Below are 19,302 nucleotides of genomic sequence, written 5' to 3' on the forward strand. Positions count from 1 at the left end.
CAACATAGCAGCACGCAGAGACGGCCGGGCAGACACGAAGTGTCCGGTCCCGGCCGCCTCCCCCCGTTTGTGCGGCCCCGCTATTCGAACCGCGCGTACTCCGAGCGCGTCATCCGGCTCAGCAGCGTCATCGAGCCCAGGATCACGCCGAGGGCGGCGACGACCACGACGGACACGGTGATCGAATACGTCGCCAGCGGGAACGACATCGAGACGCCCTTCGCCATGGTGCGCACGGCGATCAGCGCCATGGCGTACGCGGCCAGGCCCGCCAGGACCGAGACCGCGACCAGGGGCAGCGCCGACTCCAGGAACACCACCCGGCGCAGCACCGCCAGCGGGGCGCCGGACAGGCGGAGCAGGGTGAACGGCCGTTTGCGCTCGACCAGGCTGCCGGCGGTGGCCACGGCGATGCCGCAGCCGGCGACGAACAGGGTCAGGCCGACCACGAACAGGATCATCTGCTGCGCCGCGCGGTACTGCTCCCCGCGGACCGAGGCGACCTCGCCGAAGGTCATGGGACCCGCGGCATTGGTGGACCACTGGTCCGGGCTGCCCATGCCGATCAGGACCGGGGCGTGGACGTCCAGGTAGGTGCGTGCGCCTTCCAGCGTCGCGGGGCTGGCCGCGGCGACCATCAGGGTCGTGACGTTCAGCTTGGTCAGGTCCAGGCCGGACGGGGCCGACGCGGCCGTACCGTTGCCGGACACGCGATCGACCTCGCTGAAGCCCAGCACCGGCAGGTGCAGCATCAGCGGGTTGTCGATGAACAGCTCGTCGCCGGCGATCACCGAGACGGTCTGGCCCGGAGCGCAGCTGCCCAACGATGGAAGCACCTTCACGTCCGCGCAGCTCACGTACTGCATCGGCGGCTGCCAGCCGAGCGGCGGCGGAGTGCCGCTGTCCGGGGTCCAGCCCGACGTGTCGGCGCCGAGGTAGATCGGGATGGCCGACACGCCCGGCATGGCGCGCAGGTCGCTCAGGGTGGTCACGGCCTGTGCGGGGCTGAGACCGTCCTGCTGTCCCAGTCCGCTCATGTCGTAGCGCAGACGCAGCACGTCGGTGAGCGGTGCGCGCTGGCCGGAGGTCTCGGCCGCGACGGCGGTCGGGAGCACCCCGGCCACGGCCGTTCCGACGAAGACCGCCACGGTCACGCCGGCGACCGTGCGGAACGTCGCCTTCGGGTCGTCGGCCAGGCGCCGGGCGGCGAGGGTGGTGGCCGCGCCGCCGCCGACGCGGGCCAGCAGGCGGGAGGCCCACATGGTGACCCATGGCCCGGCGAAGACGACGCCCCACATCGTGAGGATCAGCGAGGGGTAGACCACGCCGTCGGTGTTGGACGTGGCCGGCATGTTGACGGCGACCACGAACAGCGCCACGCCGAGCACCAGCGGGATCAGGCGCTTGACGGTCGGCGGCTTCGGCGTGGCCTTGCGGGTGACCGCCAGCGGGTCGTACTGCACGCGGCGCAGCGAACGCACGGCGGCGAAGGCGGCGACCACCGGGACCAGGATCAGGGTCCCGAGATACCCCAGCAGTCGCGGGGACACGTCGGAGGGGAAGAACAGCGTGCCGGTGACGTTGACCTTCGCGACCTGCGCGCTCACCGCGAGATAGACGAGCGTTCCGAGGACCGAGCCCAGTGCCGCGCCGACGAAGGACTCGACCGAGGCGACTGTCGCCACCTGCCTCGGCGTCGCCCCGACCAGGCGCATCGCGGCGTAGCGCTCCTCGCGGCGGGCGGCCGACAGCCGGGTCGCGGTGCCGACCATGATGATGATCGGGAGCAGCAGCGCGACGGTGCCGAAGGCGAAGGCGAACCGGTAGATCGTGGTGGTGCCCTTCACCTCCTTGGCCGTCGACATGGCGGTGATCGACTCGGTGGCCCGGCGGTTCGCGAGGTCGGCCGGGGTGTGGCCGATGACGATGGCCAGTTCCTGCGGGCTGTAGAGCGCGGTCTGCGGGATGATGCCGACCTGGTGGCCGGGGAAGCGGTCGCCGAGCTCTGCGGACGGGACGGTCGCGAGCAGGTGCGACAGGGCCGGGGAGACGTAGTACTCGCCGGCGGCGGGCACCGCGGTCATGCCGGGCAGGGTCGGAGCGTCGGCCGTGAGCGCCGCGACGTCCAGGCGACGCAGCTCCGTGCCCTGGTAGAAGTCCTGGGAGAAGTTCCACAGTTCCTTGGCGCCGGCCTGCTTGGCGGCCGCCACGTTGATCGTGCCGTCGGCGTTCGTGTCGGCGTTCGTCGCGCCGTTCGGCCCGGCACCACGGTGCGGCCCGGGGGTGCTGTTCGAGGTCGCCAGTCCGGTCGGCGAGCACTCCCAGCACTGCCGGGTCGTGGTGCTCTGGTAGGCGTTGAACAGGCTGAAGACGCCGAGCATGACGGCGACCCCGACGGCCACCGCGAGCGACGTCACGACCAGGCGGACCACGGCCTCGCGGCCGCCGCGCAGCGTCAGGCGCATCCCCATGCGGATCATGGTCAGGCCACCGCCGAGCTCGGGGTGGTGAGCGCGCGGCCGTCGCGCACCACGATCTCGCGGTCGGCGTAGGCGGCCACCCGGGCGTCGTGGGTGACCAGCACGACCGTCGTCCCCTCCTCGCGGACCGTGGTGACCAGCAGGTTCATCACGGTCTCGCCGGTCAGGGTGTCCAGCGCGCCGGTGGGCTCGTCGGCGAACAGCACGCGCGGCTTGTGCACCAGCGCGCGGGCCAGCGCGACGCGCTGCGCCTGGCCGCCGGACAGCTCGCCGCTGCGGTGGTCGCCGTGCTCCTGCAGGCCGAGACGCTCCAGCCACGGCGCGGCCTGCGCGTACGCCTGCCGGCGCGGCTTCTTGGCCAGCAGCAGCGGCAGCGCGATGTTGTCCAGCGCGGTCAGCTCGGGCACCAGCTGGCCGAACTGGAACACGAACCCGAAGGCGTCGCGCCGCAGCTCGGTGCGCTTGGTCTCGTTCAGCGTGTCGACCCGTGCGCCGTCGAACCACACCTCGCCCTGGTTCGGCGTGTAGATGCCGGCCAGGCAGTGCAGCAGCGTCGACTTCCCGGAGCCGGACGGCCCCATGATCGCCAGCAGCTCGCCGCGCTGCACGGCGACACTCGCCCCGCGCAACGCCTGCGTCTGACCGAAGGCGCGGTGCACGTCCCGCGCCTCGAGGATGTACTCGCTCATTGCGTTTCCCCCTGTTGCTTGTCGTGCTTCTGGTCGTGCTTCTGGTCGTCCTTCTGGTCGTCGGTCACGACGCGGGCCAGGGCGGTGAGCCTGGCCGAGGTCAGCTCGATCCAGCGCAGATCGGCTTCGAGGTGGAACAGTCCGTAGTCGGCCAGCAGCGCGTCGACCGTCGGGCCGGTCCGCTTGAGCTCGGTGAGCTCGCGCATGCGCTTGAGGTGGGCGGCCCGCTGGGCGTCGAGGTAGCCCTCGGCGTCCTCGCCGAGCATGAGCGCCAGCACGACCTTGGAGAACAGGACCGTCTGCAGGTGCGGCTCCGGCTCCACGGTCTGCGACAGCCAGTCCATGACCTCGCCGCGCCCCAGATCGGTGATCGCGTAGCGCTTGCGGTCCGGCCCGTCCCCCGGCTCGGCCTCGCCGCCGACGACCTTCCCGTCCCGCGCCAGCCGGCCGAGGGTCGAGTAGACCTGGCCGTAGGGCAGCGGCTTGCCGTTGGCGAAGTGGCTGTCGTAGTCGCGCTTGAGGTCGTAGCCGTGGGTCGGCTGGCCTCGGGCCAGCAGGCCCAGCAGAGTCAGGGGGACGCTCACGGGAAGGACTATACACCGGAGGTATAACCCGAGTGAATAGTCTGTCGCGAGGGAGGGATTCGGCAGGTCAGATGGATTTCCGTCGACGAGGCGGCCAGAGGCGACCGCGACGGGCCGGCTGCGGCGAAGTCGTCCACAGGGCACCGGCGAAAACACCCGGGAAAAGCGAAGGGCCCGGTTCCGAAGAACCGGGCCCTTCCCTAGTAGCGGGGACAGGATTTGAACCTGCGACCTCTGGGTTATGAGCCCAGCGAGCTACCGAGCTGCTCCACCCCGCGTCGGTGAATCAAAGGTAACCCGCGGGGGGCCGTCAGAGCAAATCGAACAAGCGCCGCACCATCCCGCCCCCGTGTCCCACGCGTGTCATTTCGGCGGCGGCTGGCCGTTCTCGATGGCCTGGGCTTGGGCGAGGGCCTTCTGGACGGCCTGTTCGGCCTCGCCGAAGGTCTTCCAGTCCGGTGGCGACTTCGCCAGGGCGGCGGCCGCCGTGTTCTGGGCCGCGACGGCGTCGGCGAGCGCCTTCTTCAGCGCGTCGGCCGTGGGGCCTCCGGGAAGCGGGGAGGCCTTGGAGCCCGGGGGTGCGGGGTTCTCGCCGGTGGTGGCGCCGGAGCTGCCGCCGAAGATCTCGTCGAGGCCCTGTTGCAGCGTGGGTTCGAAGGCCGTCTTGCCGCCGAAGGCGACCAGGACGCCCTTCAGCAGCGGGGCGGTCGTCGGGCCGGCGAGGGGTGGCGCGTAGACCGGCTCCACGGACAGCAGGCCGCCGCCGACCGGGAGCGTCAGCAGGTTGCCCTCGACCGTCCTCGGGGCGCCTAGCTGGCTCGCGTAGGTGCCGCGGAAGGTGTTCTGGAGCTGTCCGGGGCCCGGCGCCGTGGTGCCGGGCGACAGTTCCAGCACTCTGATCTTGCCGTAGTCCGGGCCGGGATCGGAGTCCACCGCCATGAACGCCGCCAGGGTGCCGCGATCGGCCGAGGCCAGGGTCGAGGTGAGGGAGAACGTCGGCGCGCTTTGGCCCGGCAGCTGGAGCGTCAGGTAGGACGGAGACTGCGGGGGCGGGCCGTCGGCGCCGTCCTTCGTCGGGTCGGCCGGGACGTTCCAGAACGCGGTGCCGGCGAAGAACTCCGAGGCCGTGAGCACGTGGTAGCGGCCGAGGAGGTCGCGCTGGGCGGTGAACAAGTCCTGCGGGTAGCGCAGGTGCGCCAGCAGGTCGGGGCTGATCGCCGAGCGCGGCTTCACGGTGCCGGGGAAGGCCTTCATCCAGGTCTTCAGGATCGGGTCGCTCTCGTCCCAGGCGTACAGCGTCACGGTGCCGTCGTAGGCGTCGACCGTGGCCTTCACCGCGTCGCGGACGTAGTTGACCTTTTTGCCGAGCTGCGTCGTCGTCGAGTACGGATACGCCGCCGTGCTCGTGTAGCCGTCCACGACCCACAGGATGCGGCCGCCCTCGACCACCGGGTACGGGGTCCCGTCGACGGTCAGCCACGGCGCCACGGCCTGGACGCGCTGCCCGGGATCGCGGTCGTACATGATCCGCGAGTCCTTGTTCACCGCGTTGGACAGCAGGATCTTCGGCTCCCGGAACTTCACCGCGTACAGCAGCTTCTTCATGAACGAGCCGACCTGGACGCCGCCCTTGCCGCTGTACGTGGTGCTCTGCTGCGACGTCGGCGAGGCGTTGTCGGGATAGTCGAACTCGACCGGCGCGGCCTTCGGCAGGCCGCCGACGATCGAGTAGTCCGGCAGGCCCGGGCCGAAGTAGACGCGCTCCTCGTAGCCGCCGAGGGCGCCGGTCGCCGGGACGCTCTGCTCGATGTAGTCCGGCGAGCCGTCGGCCAGCACGGCGTTGTTCTTGGCGGCCGCGACGCCGTAGCCGTGGGTGTACTTCAGGTGGTCGTCGATCCACGTGTGCTGGGAGGCCGGCACGCCGGAGGGCTTGAGGCCGCGGACGCCGATGACGGTGTCCTGCGTCTTGCCGCCGACCTGGTAGCGGTCCACGGTCAGGCTGTCCGCGAAGCTGTAGCCGCCCTGGCCCTGCTGTTGCTGGTCGAAGGCCTCCGAGATCGCCGAGGGATCCACGACCGGGATCTGCGCGACGGTCTTGCCGTCTCCGGACAACTGGTTCTTCGCGACACCTGTCGTCGCCGTGTACGGGATCGTCTGGATGCCGTCGAGCCCGTAGGCGGCCCGCGTGGCGTCGATGTTCCGCTGGATGTACGGCGCCTCCTTCGACCCCTGGCTCGGGTTCACCTGGAGCTGCTGCACCGCCAGCGGGTAGACCCCGCCTATCACCACGGCGGCCAGCACCATCAGCGAGACCCCGAGCGCCGGCAGGGCCCACGCGTGGCCGCCCCGGTCGATGTCCGGCAGCTGGGCCCGGACCAGCAGGCGCACGGCGTTGCCGAAGAACAGCAGCGCGCACAGCACCGCGATCACCAGCAGGATCTCCTTGGCCGGGATGACCGCGTGCACGTCCTTGTAGGTCGGACCGGCCCAGCCGCCGGTGATGGTGGAGGTGGCGACGGACAGCGAGTACCGGTCGAGCCAGTAGGCGTATGCCTTCACCAGGACCAGGCAACCGAGCAGGACCGAGATGTGGACCTGCGCGGCGCGGGTCGCCCGGGAGCCCAGGAACCGGCCCGCGGTGCGGGTGCCGGTGGGCGGCGTCAGGGCGACGCCGGCGAAGAGGTAGTGCGTGAGGAGCGCGACCAGCAGGCTGAGGAGCACGGCGGCGACCAGGAAGCCCTGGATGTGGCGCAGCCAGGGCAGCGTGAAGACGTAGAAGCCGACGTCCTTGTGGAACTGCGGGTCCTCGGTGCCGAACGGGACGGCGTTGGCCCACAACATGTAGGTGCGCCACGACCCGGCGGACGACGCGCCGGAGGCGATGCCGAACAGGACTGACACCCCGGCCAGGATCCACGCCAGGAACGGCGCCAGGCCCATGCGGTAGCGGTCCAGCGCCTGCTGCTCCATCGAGACCCCGGTCAGCGGCGGCCGGAAGCGGTAGGCGAGCCAGACGTTGGCGCCGACGGCGGCCGCCATCAGCGCGCCGAAGACCAGGAACAGCACGATCTGGGTGATCGTCCGGGTCCGGTAGACCGGGCCCGCGCCGACCGAGTGGTACCACAGGTAGGAGGTGTAGACGCCGTCGAAGATCAGGAAGAGGGCGACCAGCACGGCCATGATCACGATGGTGATGGCCAGCACCCTGGTCCGGCGCGGCGGAACCCCGAAAGCCACCCGACGCCCGCCCGCGGAGCCGAACCTCCCGGATGATCCAGCCGGGTGCCCGCTCCCGTCGCCCCCGGCGTCCCTGTCTTCCCCGCCGAAGTTCTCGAACGCCACGGCCTCAGCGTACGCCGAGGGCGGGGCGGGACGACGGCCGCCGCATGTGTGTTCTTCGGATGGAAAGCCCGGAGCAGCCCGGATGTCGCGAGCGCGCTCTGCGCGGCACTCGGCGGGCGCGTCGCCGGTGCCTCGCCGACGCCTCGCCGGTGCCTCGCCAGCGCCTCACCCAAGCCTCGCCGACGCCCGGTCGGCGGTATCGACGAGGCGAGGGAGAATGGCGCCATGAGTTCTGTCGCCAGCGTGGCCCTGATGCAGTCCGTGGTCGAGATCGAGCAGCACGTCGCCGCCGACGGCTGGAACCAGCGCCCGCGCATGTTCGCCCTGGTGCCGACGGCCGAACTGCTGATCACCCAGCCCCGCATGGCCGCGGCCCTCGGACTCACCGACGAGGCGGCGGAGTCCGGCGGCATCCCCACCCTGACCTCGATCGAACAGGACGGCCTGGCCCTGGACCAGCCCCTGGACGAGATGCTGGCCAAGATGGTCTGGCCGAAGACGGTCGAGGGCTGCGCGCTGGTCATCGAGTCGCAGATGCTGCCGCCGAGCGCCGAGGCCCAGATCCCGCAGGACCTGGAGGGCGCGGCGCTGGAGCGCTGGGTGGCGAAGCACCCGGAGCGCCAGGACGTGCGGATGGCGGTCGCCGTGCTGCGCGACGGGACGCGGCAGGCCGCGATCCGGCTGCGGTCGAAGGACTCGGACATGGAGGTGCTGTCCGGTCCGGACCTGGTGCCGAACCTCGCGACGGCGCTGCTGGGGACGTTCGAGGAGTGAACGAGTAGGGCGGCCGGCCTACCTCAGCTGCATCCCTGAGGCGTCCCGCCGGCCCGCAGCGTGTTCAGCGCGGTCAGCGCGTCCTGCAGCGTGTTCACCTTCACCAGGCGCAGCCCGCTCGGGGCGTTCTTGGCGGCGTCCGCGCAGTTGTCGGCCGGGGTCAGGAACACGGTCGCGCCGTCCCGCTTGGCGGCCAGCGTCTTCATCTGCACGCCGCCGATCGGGCCGACCTTGCCGGTGGCGTCGATGGTGCCGGTGCCGGCGATCTTCAGGCCGCCGGTCAGGTCCTGCTGCGAGAGCTCGTCGATGATCCCGAGCGCGAACATCATGCCGGCGCTGGGTCCGCCGACGTTGTCCAGCTGGATCTTCACGCTGAACGGGAAGACGTTCTGGGTGCCCGGCAGGAAGCCCACCAGCGCTCGGGAGGGCCCGCTGTCGTGCGACTGCGTCGTGACGACTGAGACCTGCTGCTGCTTGCCGGCGCGGGTCACGGTGAACACCACCGTGTCGCCCGGCTTGTGCTTCTGGATCAGGGTGTGGACGTCGTCGGGGTTCACCAGCGCGGTGCCGTCCACGGCGTCGATCACGTCCTGCGGCTGCAGCTTGCCGTCGGCCGGGCTGCCGGGCGTCACCGAGTCCACGACCACCTCGGTCTTCACCGGCTTGATCCCCTTGGCGGCCAGCGCCGCGGTGATCGCCTGGTCCTCGGAGTCATCGAACATCGCGGTGTTCTGCTGGGTCGCCTCCTGCGCGGTCTGCCCCGCGGGGTAGATGACCGTGCGCGGGACGACGATCTTGTCGCTGGACAGCCAGCCGGACAGGACCTCGACGCTGTTCGGCTTGTAGTCCGCGCGGGACACCTCGACGGTTACCATGCGCAGCTGCCCGCCGCTGCTGTGCGGGAAGGTCTGGGTGCCGCTGATGTCGATGACCGGCTTGGCCGGCTGCCCGGTATCCGTGGAGTAGCTGCCCAGCGTGTCGTACGTCGGGCCCGGCGACATCTCCGCGTAGGGCGTCGGGATCAGGAATGCCGACGCCGTGAGCAGGGCGACCGTCGTTCCGGCAAGACTCAGGGTGAGGGCACGGCGCTGCATTCCACAGATGCTATCTGTTGCAGTCTGCAAGCGGCGCTGAGACCGGGGTCACGGCCTAGGGGTCACGGCCTACACGGGAGGCGCGGCCTCGGCCACCGCGATCGGGTCCTCGTTGGAGATGGCCTCGCGGAAACGCCGGTAGGCGTGAATCGTGTCGTCGTCACTGGGCCGTCGCACGCGACGGGCAAGGGCGGACACAGCCGCCGCCAGGACCACGGCGCCGACCGGGATCGCCCACCAAGCCAGGATCGACAGCACACCGTGACTGTAACGCACGGATCCGTCACCCGCAGTGAACCTAGCAGCCGACCCACTCATGGTCGCCGTCGGCGAACCCCTCGCGCTTCCAGATCGGCACCTGCTCCTTGAGCGTGTCGATGAAGGCGCGGCAGGCCGCGAAGGCCTCGGCCCGGTGCGGCGCGGAGGCCCCGACCACGACCGCGAGGTCGCCGACGGCCAGTGCGCCCACTCGGTGGATCGCGGAGAGCGCGACCACGTCCGGGTGTGCGGCGGCGACGTCTTCTGCGACTTTCCTGAGCAGTTCCGCGGCGGAAGGATGCGCGCTGTAGTCCAGAGAGGTGACGGTCCGGCCGTGGTCGTGGTCGCGGACGACTCCGAGGAACAGCGCGATGCCGCCGGCGGTCTGGTGCGAGACCGCGGCGACGACCTCGTCGACGGACAGCGGCTCCTCGCGGACGTCGGTGTGGATGGCGGTGTGGATGGCGGCGTGGGTGACGCTGCGCTCCGCCTCCACGGCCGTTTCCTTCTCGTCGATCACGTTGTCGATCACGTCACTGATCCTCCCCCACGGCGCTTGCGCCGTGCCCGCCGCACCAGCGCCGCCGTGCCGACCAGCGCGACGGTGGCGCCGGCCGCGCCGAGACCGGCCGCGGCGTCCTTCTTGCCCAGGCGCCGGGCCAGCGCGGCGTGGTGGCCGTCGATGTCCTCGAGAAGCTGGCCGAACGCTTCCTCGTTGGTAAAGACAGGTTCCCACCCGGCTTCACGGAGCTTCTTGTTCGAGACTGCCCAAGGATGCATCACGTACTGCAGGTCGCTCGCGGGAGCCGGGGTGAGGTGCAGCCGGTGCAGCCGCTCGGCGGCGCCGACCGCGAGGCCTTCGGGGAGCTCCATCCGGCGCATGCCGGAGATCTCCTCGATCTCCTCCTGTGTGAGCCAGCCGTCGGAGGCCACGGGGACGACCCCGTTCACCTTCCCCAACGCCGCGTACTCCAGGGCCGAGAGCAGGTCGTCGATGTGGCAGAACTGCCAGACCGGCTTCGTCCCGCGCACCACCAGCAGGCGCGGCGCCTCGAAGTGCCGCGTCAGATAGGTGTCCACGCCCGGACCGACTATGGCCGCCGGGCGCAGCACGGTGACGGTGAGGCCGGGGTGCGCGCGCGGGGCGATCGCCGCCAGCCGCTCGATCTCCAGCAGGTCGCCGACCAGGGTGCCGTCCGGGATGGCGCGCAGCGGGGCGTCGTCCTCCAGCGGGAGCGGGTTGTCCGGCAGCGCGCCGTAGACCATCGCCGTGGACAGCAGGACCACATGGTGGACGCCGGCGGCGGCCGCGGCGGTGATCGCGGTCTGCGCGGCGCGGACGTTGCGCGCGGTCCGCTCGCGCGGCTCGGAGTTCAGGTCGGAGTCCACCGCCAGGTGCACCAGCGTGTCCACCCCGGACAGACGTTCGGCCAGGTGGGGGTCGGTGACCTCGCCCAGGCGCCAGGTCGCCGGGGCGGCCCCGCGCTCGGCGTCCAGCCCCACCACGCGGCGTACCTCGCCGCCGAAAGCGAGCTTGCCGGTCAGCGCCTCGCCCAGCCGGGCGGCCGCGCCGGTGACGGCGATGGTGGGCTTGCTGGTGCGGCCGGGGCGCTTGCGGTCCGGCGAGGAACTCACTGAGGCTCTCCTGTGGTTACGTTAGATGTATAGAGGAAGTCAGTCTCCGCGCTGTTAAACCGATCCTTCTCCCCCGTCGTCCGTGAGGTCGCCCGCCGTGAACAAGAACCCCGAAGACCACAACCCCTCGGACGACGACGAGTCGCAGAACCAGGGTAAGCGCCCGGACGGCCCCGTTGATCCGTTGGGGGCCATGTTCCAGCAGATGTTCGGCGGAACCGGGGCGCAGTCCCCGGGCTCGAACATCCCGGGCATGCCGGACCCGCAGATGCTGCAGATGGTGTTCAGCCAGATCCAGGCCCTGATGACCGGCGGCGGTGACGGCGCCGTGAACTGGGACCTGGCCAAGACCATGGCGCGCAACGCCGTGGCCTCGGCCGGCCCGGACCCCTCGCCCACCGACGGCGAGCAGCGCACCTACGACGGCGCCGTCCAGCTCGCCGAGCACTGGCTGGACCAGGTCACCTCGCTCCCGGCCGGCACCGCGGGCACCCGCGTGTGGTCCCGCGCGCAGTGGATCGAGGAGACCCTCCCGGTCTGGAAGCAGCTGGTCGAGCCGGTCGCCGAGCGGATCACCGCGGCGATGGGCGAGGCCGTCGGCGGCGCGGTCGGCGAGCTGGGCATGCCGGAGAACCCGGAGGCGGCGGGCCTGCCGCCGGGGATGGGCGACATGCTGGGCAACCTGTTCGGCGGCGGCACGGCGCCGGGCTCCGGCACCGGCCCCGAGGCCGGCCAGCCCAGCGGCGCGAACCCGCTCGGCGGCATGCTCAAGCAGATGGGCACCGCGATGTTCGGCTCCCAGGTCGGCCAGGCCCTGGCCTCCCTGGCCGGCGAGGTGGTGTCCGGCAGCGACATCGGCCTGCCGCTGGGCCCGGAGGGCAAGGCGGTCCTGCTCCCGGCGAACGTGGACGCCTTCGCCGAGGGCCTGGAGATCGACATCGAGCAGGTCCGCCTCTACCTGGCGCTGCGCGAGGCCGCCTACCAGCGCCTGTTCTCGCACGTGCCGTGGCTCAAGCCCCGCCTGCTCGGCGCGGTCGAGGAGTACGCGCGCGGCATCACCGTCGACGCCTCCAAGTTCAGCGAGCTGGCCCAGCAGGCCGAACAGATGGACCTGTCCAACCTGGACCCCTCCCAGCTGGAGAACATGCTGGGCGGCGGCGGCCTGTTCACCCCGGTCGACTCCCCGGCCCAGAAGGCGGCCCTGGCCCGCCTGGAGACCCTGCTCGCCCTGGCCGAGGGCTGGGTGGACGCGGTGGTGCACGCCGCCGCGGCCCCGCAGCTGTCGGCGGCGGACGCCCTGCGCGAGACCCTGCGCCGCCGCCGCGCGGCCGGCGGCCCGGCGGAGCAGACGTTCTCCGCCCTGGTCGGCCTGGAGCTGCGCCCGCGGCGCCTTCGCGACGCGTCCCGCCTGTGGGCCTCGCTGACCGACGCCCGCGGTCTGGACGGACGCGACGCGGTGTGGTCGCACCCGGACCTGCTGCCGACCTCGGCCGACCTGGACGACCCGGACGGCTTCGTGCACGGCCGGGACTCCGAGGACGGGCTGGAGTTCGACTTCTCCGGACTGGACGAGCTGCTGGGAGGCGGCACGGCCGCGGCTTCCGGCGACGAGGCCGAGAAGCCGAAGAACGAAGACAAGAACGAAGACGAGGACGGAAGCACCGACAAGGACAAGCCGAAGGAGTAGTGCGGCGAGGGGCGGGCTGCCGCCTGCCCCTCAGTCCAGCTCAGTCCGCGTCGTCCCCAGCGGCCCCGCCGCCCGCGCTCGCGAACCCCTCCAGAAACCCGCGAGCGCGCTCCGTCTTCGGATACACGCTCACCAGCTCCCAGAACCGCGGCCCGTGGCTGGGCACCAGCAGGTGCGCGAGCTCGTGCAGCAGGACGTAGTCCAGCACGTACTCCGGCATGCCGCGAACCCGGTCGGAGATCCGGATGGTGCCGTCCACAGGCGTGCACGAGCCCCACCGGGTCTGCTGGTTCGCGACCCAGCGCACGCTGGAGGGCACGGCGCGGCCGTCGAAGTAGCGAACCGACAGGTCACGGGCGCGGCGGGACAGCTCCTCGTCGTCCGGCCGGCGCTTGCGCTCCTGGCCGGCGAGGCGGGCGACCATCTTGTCGACCCACTGCTTCTCCTCCGCGCGCGTCATCTGCGCGGGGATCAGCACCACTGTCTTGTCGCCGTCCCGGTACGCAGAGACGGTGCGCCGCCGCCGGTTGCTGCGCCGCACCTCGATCTGGGCGCCCTGGTGGGGGGCTTCGTCGAGTCCCACGGCAAGGGACCCTAGCGCGTGGCACCCCCTCATGGCGTTACCGAAATGACATCACGGGGCGTCGGGAACGGCGGAAATCTGATTGTCCACATGCCATGCACAGGTTATCCACAGAGTTATCCACAGGGAGCTCGATCCTGTGGGTTTCCTCACAAAATCAAGCTTGCGGCGCGAAGCGCCCCCTTAACGGGTGGTGGTGGGAGACGGGTGGGCGTGATCAGCGGCCGGTGAAGCGCGGTGCCCGCCGCTCACGCTGCGCCGCCAGACCTTCCTGAAGGTCCTCGGTGGCCATCGTGATCGGCTGCGCCAGGGCCTCCCAGCGCAGCGCGGCCTCGAAGGACTCGTGACCGGCGCCGATCAGCGCCTGCTTGGTGAGCTTCACCGCGACCGGGGCGCCGGCGGCCACGTCGGCGGCGATCCGCTCGATCTCCCCAGGGAAGTCCCCGGCGGGGAACACCCTGTTGTAAACGCCGAGCGCGACCGCTTCAGCGCCGCTCACTGCACGGTTGGTGTAAAGCAGTTCCCGCGCGTTAGCCATCCCCACGACCTCCGGCAGCAGCCACGTCGCGGCCATCCCGGGGTGCATGCCGAGCTTGGTGAACGGCACCGCGAACTTCGCGGTGTCCACCGCGTACCGCAGGTCGCAGGCCAGGGCCAGGCACGCGCCGGCGCCCACCGCGGGCCCGTTCACCGCCGCGATGGTCGGCACCGGCAGGTCCCGCAGGCTCAGCCAGATCCGGTAGAACGGCAGCATCTTGTCGCGGAGTTTTTCCACAGGCGCGCCCGGCTCCGCGCCGATCCACCCGAGATCGCCGCCGGCACAGAAGGCGGAGCCGGCGCCGGTGACGACCACGCAGCGCACTTCCTCGTCCTGCGCGATTTCCTGCATAAGCCGCTTCCACGACTCCGTCATCGGCGCGGTCATCGCGTTGCGCCGGTCCGGGTCGTCCAACGTCACGGTCAGCACACCATCCGACGTGCGGTTAACGGCCAGGAGGGGATATTCGCGCGACTCAGGCATGGCGTCAGCGTAGCGGTGCGGTTTGGGCCCCGCGCTGCCGTATGGTGTTCCGCGTTCGGGGTGAAAGGTACGTATGGCCTCAGATACGGAAGGTAGTGACAAACCATGGCGGAGTCGTACACCGGGGACGCCTACTGCGTGAAGTGCAAGGAGAAGAAGAACTTCACCGGCGAGGTGAAGGTCAGCGACTCGGGCCGGCGGATGGCGCAGGGAATCTGCCCGACCTGCGGGACCAAGCTCAACCGGATCCTGGGCAAGGCCTGAGGTTCGGCGCACGCAGGCGGCGGCCGGTCCACCGGCCGCCGTACGGGTGAATTAGAGAGCTGACAGGTGCGGGGAGCGGGGCGGGTACCGCAGGCTGGAAGGCAGCGGGTGAGTACGGCGAGGCGAATGCTTGGACTGGCACGGTGGGAGGTCGGGGCGTGCGTCCGGTGCTGAAGGCGGGGCTGCGCAGACTGTGGCGGCCCGGCGGTGCGTTGCAGGTGGGGGTGACACCGGGGCGGTCGTTGCTGCTGAACGGGCTGGGCCCGGCCGCGACCGCGTTCGTGGGCGCGCTGGACGGCCGCCGGGACATCGCCGGCCTGCTGACCCTGGCCGAGGAGCTCGGGCTGCCCGGGGCGCAGGCCACGACGCTGCTCGACGTCCTGGCCCGGGCCGGATTCCTGGACGACGCCGGCTACGATCCGGGTCCCGCGCTGCGCGCGCTGGACGTCGCCGAGACCGACCGGCTGGCCCCCGACATGGCGGCGCTGGCACTGGGCTACCTGGTTCCGGGCGGCGCGGTGCGGGCGATGACGCGGCGGCGCACGGCGGTGATCGCCGTGTACGGGTGCGGACGCGTCGGCGCGTCGGTCGCACACATGCTGGCCGCGGCCGGAGTCGGGTGCGTGGTGCCGATCGACGGCGGGCGGGCGCGACCCGCGGACGCGGCGCCGGCCGGGTTCGGCAATCCGCGAGGACTGAGTCACCGGGACGAGCGGGAGGTTCCGGGACCGCGGCGGGGACGTACGACGCAGGCGGCCGACAAGACGACTGACAAAACAGCTGACGAGACGGCTGACAAGACGGCCGGCAACACGGCTGCCGCAGCAGAGGCTGACACCGGCCCTGAGCTCGCCGCCGAATCCGGCCTCGCCGCTCCCCCACCACGTCGCCAGGACCTCGTCCGGGCCCTGATCCGCGCCACGGCCCCCTCGACCCGCACCACGCTGCCGACCAACCGCCAGCATCCCGACGTCGCGATCCTGGCGCCGATCGCCGACGGCTACCCCGCGCTGGCCTCCTCGCTCCAGTCCGACGGCGTCCCGCACCTGTCGGTCGAGGTGCACGAGACCACCGGCGTGCTCGGGCCGTTCGTGCAGCCGGGGCGCAGCTCGTGCCTGCGCTGCCGCGACCTGTACCGCACGGCGCGTGACCCCGGATGGCCGCGGGCGATGGTGCCGTTCGGCGGCGTGGACGCGGTGCCGGCTGTGGAGGACCGTGCCTGCGACGTCATGCTGGCCACGCTGGTGGCGGTCCAGGCCACGCTGCACGTCCTGGCCTTCGTCGAGGGCGACCCGCCGCCGACGGTGAACGCCGCGCTGGAGGTGGTGCCGCCGTTCGGCGCGCAGACCCGCTACGACCGGCCGCCGCATCCGGACTGCGGGTGCCTGGTCACCGGAACCGAGGCCGCGGCGGCCGCCCCAACGCCGCTGGTGCACAGGTGACGTCGTCCACTCGTGCACAGTTGCCAGGGAATTCATCTGGCCGCAGTAAGCGGACACCTGTCCGTATCTGAACCCTGTCATTACTCTCCGACATGTTCGTGGTCCGACTCAGGCACTTCACGACGGAGGGGAAACACAGATGCGCAGAAGGCGCAGCTACGCGGCCGCGGCCGCGCTGGCCGTGATCGCGGCCACCGCCGGCAGCACGGCGGCGATGACCGGCACGGCCCAGGCACACACCAGCGGCGGGGGCGGGGCCGGCGACTGCCGGCTCGGCGCCGGGGGCTCGGCGGTGAAGCATGTGATCTACCTGCAGTTCGACAACGTGCACTTCACGCGGGACAACCCGAACGTCCCCAGCGACCTGGAGCAGATGCCGCACCTGCTGAACTTCCTGGAGTCGCAGGGCACCCTGGACGACAACCACCACACCCCGTTGATCGCGCACACCGGCAACGACATCCTCACGTCGCTGACCGGCGTCTACGGGGACAAGCACGGGCAGCCGATCGCGAACTCCTACCGGTACTACAACCCGGCCGGGGTGTCGCAGGCCGCTGGGACGTTCGCGTACTGGACCGACGGTGTGGACGACTTCAACACCAGCACCCCGACGGACACCACGCCGACGATGGTCGACCAGAACGGCAAGATCGCCCCGGCGCCGTGGGTGGCCTACACCCGCGCCGGCTGCGACTTCGGCGCGGTCGCCACGGCGAACACCGTGCTGGAGAACACCGGGCCGGACGTGCCGAAGGTGTTCGGGGCCAACTCCCCGGAAGCCGCGGAGGCCGCCGACAAGACCAACAAGAACCTGGCGCAGACCGACTTCGTGGGCATCGGCGTGCACTGCGCGAAGGACTCCAAGCTGTGCGCCGCGGCCGGCAAGAACGCCAAACCGGACGTGCTGCCCGACGAGCCCGGCGGCTACACCGGCTACGACGGCCTGTTCGGGGCGAAGTACACCGACCCGGTGATCGCCCCGAAGGGCCCGGTCAAGGACGTCTCCGGCGGCACCACGATCGCCGACAGCCTGGGCCGTCCCGGGTTCCCCGGCTTCGACGGCATGTCGGCGGCGAACTCGCTGGGCTACGTCGCGCAGATGCAGGAGGCCGGGGTGCCGGTCACGTACGCCTACATCTCCGACGCGCACGACAGCCACACCGGCGGGAACGCGTTCGGTCCGGGCGAGGCCGGTTACGTGGCCCAGCTGAAGACCTACGACACCGCCTTCAACCAGTTCTTCCAGCGGCTGGGCAAGGACGGGATCAACGCCAAGAACACCATGTTCGTGGTCACCTCCGACGAGAACGACCACTTCGTCGGCGGCAAGGCCAGCCCGGCGAACTGCGACGGCGTGACGGTGCCGTGCACCTACACCCAGACCGGCGAGCTGAACGCGAACGTCAAGGGCCTGCTGGCGACGCAGACCGGCGACACCACGGCCTACGGCATCCACTCCGACTCGGCGCCGAACTTCTGGGTCAACGGGAACCCGGCGGCGAACGCGCCGCAGGTCCGGTCCTTCGAGCACGACCTCGCGGGGCTGACCGCCGTCAACCCGATGACCGGCAAGACCGACACGATGGCGAACTACTTCGCCGACCAGACCGAGATGAAGCTGCTGCACATGGTCACCTCCGACCCGCTGCGCACGCCGACGCTCACCGAGTTCGCGGACCCGAACTACTACGTGTACTCCGGGGCGCCGAACTGCAACTCGCCGTGCGTGCAGCAGGAGGCCGGCTACGCGTGGAACCACGGCGACTTCTCGCCGGACATCAACACCACGTGGGTCGGGTTCGTCGGGCCGACGTTCAGGAAGCTGGGCGTGACGAAGGCGGTCTGGTCCGACCACACCGACCTGCGCCCGACGATGCTGACGGCGCTCGGGCTGCGGGACGACTACGTGCACGACGGAATCCCGCTGGTGCAGTTCATCCGCAGCAACGCGCTGCCGAGCGGCCTGCACGGCGACCAGGTCAGCGACCTGGAGGCGGCGTACAAGCAGCTGGACGCGAGCGTCGGGGCCTTCGGCTCGGACACGCTGAAGGCGGCGACCGCCGGCATCGAGTCGACCACGCCGAACGACGCGAAGTTCAAGGACACCGAGGCGGCGCTGACGAAGCTGGGCACGCAGCGCGACGCGCTGGCGCAGCGGATCGCGACCGCGCTGGACCGCGCGGCGTTCCACCACGGGCACGTCGGCGACGCCGAGGCCTGGGTGCTGACGGCGCAGGCGGAGTGCCTGCTGGCGCAGGCTCACACGCTGGCCGGCTGAGTCCGCGGCTGAGTCCGCGGCTGAGGAAGTGCGAGGGCCCCGCTCCGGGTGGAGCGGGGCCCTTTTGACGGCCTAGAGAGCGCCGCCGACGACGAGGACGCCGATGACCAGGAGCGTGGCGGCGGTGAGGAGGGTGGCGCGCTCCTCGATCCAGGGCGCGGTCAGGCGGCGGGCACCGCTGGCGGCGGCGAGGGTGAGGCCGACCATGACGGCGACGGTCGCCAGGGAGAAGGCGGCGAGGACGCCGAGCGCGGGGCCGACGCCGAGCGCGCCGGCGGTGAGGAAGAGCGGGAGGATGGTGAGGTCGGGGCTGGCGGCGGCGCCGAAGGGGGCCAGGAGAGTCAGCAGGTTGCGGCGGCGGGGAGAATCGGGCTCAGAACGCGATGCCCTGCCAGGAAGTGGCAGCAGGCTGCGGCAGGATGCGGGATGGGCTGCCCGGCCGAGCAGCGGCAGCGGGCTGCGGCGGGGCGAATCGGTCTCAGAACGCGTTGCCCTGCCAGGAAGTGGCAGCAGGCTGCGGCGGGATGCGGGATGGGCTGCCGGGCCGGGCTGTGGTGGCAGGCTGCGGTACGGCGAATCGGTCTCGGGCACTGCCGGGCCGGGTGATAACGGCAGGTCGCGGCGGGGCGCATGGGCCGCGGACCGTGCTGCCGGGCCGAGTAGTGGTGCCGAGCTGTGGTGCGATTCGGGTTCAAGAGTGGCGATCGGTCGTTCGAGCACTGCCGTGCTGCGGCCGGATCGGCGAGCGGCTTGGGCTGGCAGTTGGAGTAGCGCAGTGGCAGGCGGGTCGACATGGTCGTCGTCGCAGGCGTGCTCGTGCTCGTGCCCCAAGTGTGCATGCTGATGCCCGCGCCCCATGACCTCCATCACCGCCAGCACCACCCCCGTCGCCATCAGCACCCCGCCGACCGCCATGCCGGCGTGCTGCGCCACCGTCTCGCGAAAGCGCAGACCCACCGCGGCCAGGGCCGTGCCGAGCAACACCGACACCACCACGTGCGTCACCGCCGCGGCCAGGGCCAGGCGGGCTGTGCGGCGGGGTGGGTAGTTCCGGGTGCGTGCCAGGAGGGCCAGGGGCATCCAGTGGTCGGGGAGGATCGCGTGGCCGATGCCGATGCCGGTGGCGGCCAGGAGCATGGGGAGGATCGTCACGGCTGCCCCTCGGTGG

The 19,302-nt window shown here is 71.3% G+C and carries 16 protein-coding genes and 1 tRNA gene; 5 read left to right on the forward strand and 12 right to left on the reverse strand.

Annotated elements, in window-relative coordinates; genetic code table 11:
• Positions 1–80: 80 nt before the first annotated feature.
• The 5 genes from GWK61_RS19770 to GWK61_RS19790 form a co-directional block, all read right to left on the reverse strand.
• Positions 81–2,471 carry an ABC transporter permease gene (locus GWK61_RS19770; RefSeq protein WP_194910156.1) on the reverse strand — a complete coding sequence of 797 codons (2,391 nt, stop codon included), beginning with the start codon at positions 2,469–2,471 and terminating at the stop codon, positions 81–83.
• Positions 2,472–2,482: 11 nt separating this feature from the next.
• A complete protein-coding gene (locus GWK61_RS19775) occupies positions 2,483–3,169 on the reverse strand; it encodes an ABC transporter ATP-binding protein (RefSeq protein ID WP_194910158.1) in 687 nt (228 codons plus the stop codon).
• Positions 3,166–3,753, reverse strand: a complete 588-nt coding sequence (locus GWK61_RS19780; protein WP_194910160.1) for a PadR family transcriptional regulator — start codon at positions 3,751–3,753, stop codon at positions 3,166–3,168. The genes GWK61_RS19775 and GWK61_RS19780 overlap by 4 nt, the downstream gene beginning before the upstream one ends.
• A 204-nt stretch (positions 3,754–3,957) precedes the next feature.
• Positions 3,958–4,031: transfer RNA gene (locus GWK61_RS19785), tRNA-Met, on the reverse strand.
• 85 nt (positions 4,032–4,116) lie between these two features.
• Positions 4,117–7,095 (reverse strand): UPF0182 family membrane protein, encoded by a 2,979-nt coding sequence (locus GWK61_RS19790; RefSeq protein WP_323747649.1) that lies wholly within the window; start codon positions 7,093–7,095, stop codon positions 4,117–4,119.
• A gap of 225 nt (positions 7,096–7,320) precedes the next feature.
• Here GWK61_RS19790 and GWK61_RS19795 point away from each other — a divergent pair, with 225 nt between their 5' ends.
• On the forward strand, positions 7,321–7,869 hold the full coding sequence (locus GWK61_RS19795; RefSeq protein WP_194910162.1) for a PPA1309 family protein: 549 nt from the start codon (positions 7,321–7,323) through the stop codon (positions 7,867–7,869).
• Positions 7,870–7,892: 23 nt separating this feature from the next.
• Here the strand turns inward: GWK61_RS19795 and GWK61_RS19800 are convergent, their stop codons facing one another.
• The 4 genes from GWK61_RS19800 to GWK61_RS19815 form a co-directional block, all read right to left on the reverse strand.
• On the reverse strand, positions 7,893–8,963 hold the full coding sequence (locus GWK61_RS19800; protein WP_194910165.1) for a YlbL family protein: 1,071 nt from the start codon (positions 8,961–8,963) through the stop codon (positions 7,893–7,895).
• Positions 8,964–9,032: 69 nt separating this feature from the next.
• The gene (locus GWK61_RS19805; protein ID WP_194910167.1) at positions 9,033–9,221 is read right to left on the reverse strand and encodes a hypothetical protein; all 189 of its coding nucleotides are present in this window, start codon (positions 9,219–9,221) and stop codon (positions 9,033–9,035) included.
• Between the two features lie 40 nt (positions 9,222–9,261).
• A complete protein-coding gene (locus tag GWK61_RS19810) occupies positions 9,262–9,717 on the reverse strand; it encodes a molybdenum cofactor biosynthesis protein MoaE (RefSeq protein WP_369125595.1) in 456 nt (151 codons plus the stop codon).
• Positions 9,718–9,749: 32 nt separating this feature from the next.
• The gene (locus tag GWK61_RS19815) at positions 9,750–10,856 is read right to left on the reverse strand and encodes an NAD-dependent epimerase/dehydratase family protein (RefSeq protein ID WP_194910169.1); all 1,107 of its coding nucleotides are present in this window, start codon (positions 10,854–10,856) and stop codon (positions 9,750–9,752) included.
• A gap of 97 nt (positions 10,857–10,953) precedes the next feature.
• Here GWK61_RS19815 and GWK61_RS19820 point away from each other — a divergent pair, with 97 nt between their 5' ends.
• On the forward strand, positions 10,954–12,543 hold the full coding sequence (locus tag GWK61_RS19820) for a zinc-dependent metalloprotease (protein WP_194910170.1): 1,590 nt from the start codon (positions 10,954–10,956) through the stop codon (positions 12,541–12,543).
• A gap of 40 nt (positions 12,544–12,583) precedes the next feature.
• On the opposite strand, the gene GWK61_RS19825 is transcribed toward GWK61_RS19820, so the two are convergent.
• Together GWK61_RS19825 and GWK61_RS19830 are read right to left on the reverse strand one after the other, a co-directional pair.
• The gene (locus tag GWK61_RS19825; RefSeq protein WP_194910172.1) at positions 12,584–13,126 is read right to left on the reverse strand and encodes a M48 metallopeptidase family protein; all 543 of its coding nucleotides are present in this window, start codon (positions 13,124–13,126) and stop codon (positions 12,584–12,586) included.
• Between the two features lie 217 nt (positions 13,127–13,343).
• Complete coding sequence (locus GWK61_RS19830) at positions 13,344–14,147, reverse strand: enoyl-CoA hydratase/isomerase family protein (RefSeq protein WP_194910175.1); 804 nt, start codon at positions 14,145–14,147, stop codon at positions 13,344–13,346.
• Between the two features lie 105 nt (positions 14,148–14,252).
• Here GWK61_RS19830 and GWK61_RS19835 point away from each other — a divergent pair, with 105 nt between their 5' ends.
• The 3 genes from GWK61_RS19835 (at position 14,253) to GWK61_RS19845 (ending at position 18,134) form a co-directional block, all read left to right on the forward strand.
• Entirely contained in the window at positions 14,253–14,411 is a 159-nt protein-coding gene (locus tag GWK61_RS19835; RefSeq protein WP_015796484.1) for a DUF5679 domain-containing protein, read from the forward strand.
• A gap of 158 nt (positions 14,412–14,569) precedes the next feature.
• Positions 14,570–15,853, forward strand: a complete 1,284-nt coding sequence (locus GWK61_RS19840) for a hypothetical protein (RefSeq protein ID WP_194910177.1) — start codon at positions 14,570–14,572, stop codon at positions 15,851–15,853.
• A gap of 139 nt (positions 15,854–15,992) precedes the next feature.
• Positions 15,993–18,134 (forward strand): alkaline phosphatase family protein, encoded by a 2,142-nt coding sequence (locus GWK61_RS19845; RefSeq protein ID WP_194910180.1) that lies wholly within the window; start codon positions 15,993–15,995, stop codon positions 18,132–18,134.
• Between the two features lie 72 nt (positions 18,135–18,206).
• Here the strand turns inward: GWK61_RS19845 and GWK61_RS19850 are convergent.
• On the reverse strand, positions 18,207–19,302 hold a 1,096-nt coding region (locus GWK61_RS19850; RefSeq protein WP_228562597.1), incomplete at its 5' end, for a hypothetical protein.

Source organism: Catenulispora rubra, assembly GCF_015356825.1.
GTDB classification, from domain to species: domain Bacteria; phylum Actinomycetota; class Actinomycetes; order Streptomycetales; family Catenulisporaceae; genus Catenulispora; species Catenulispora rubra.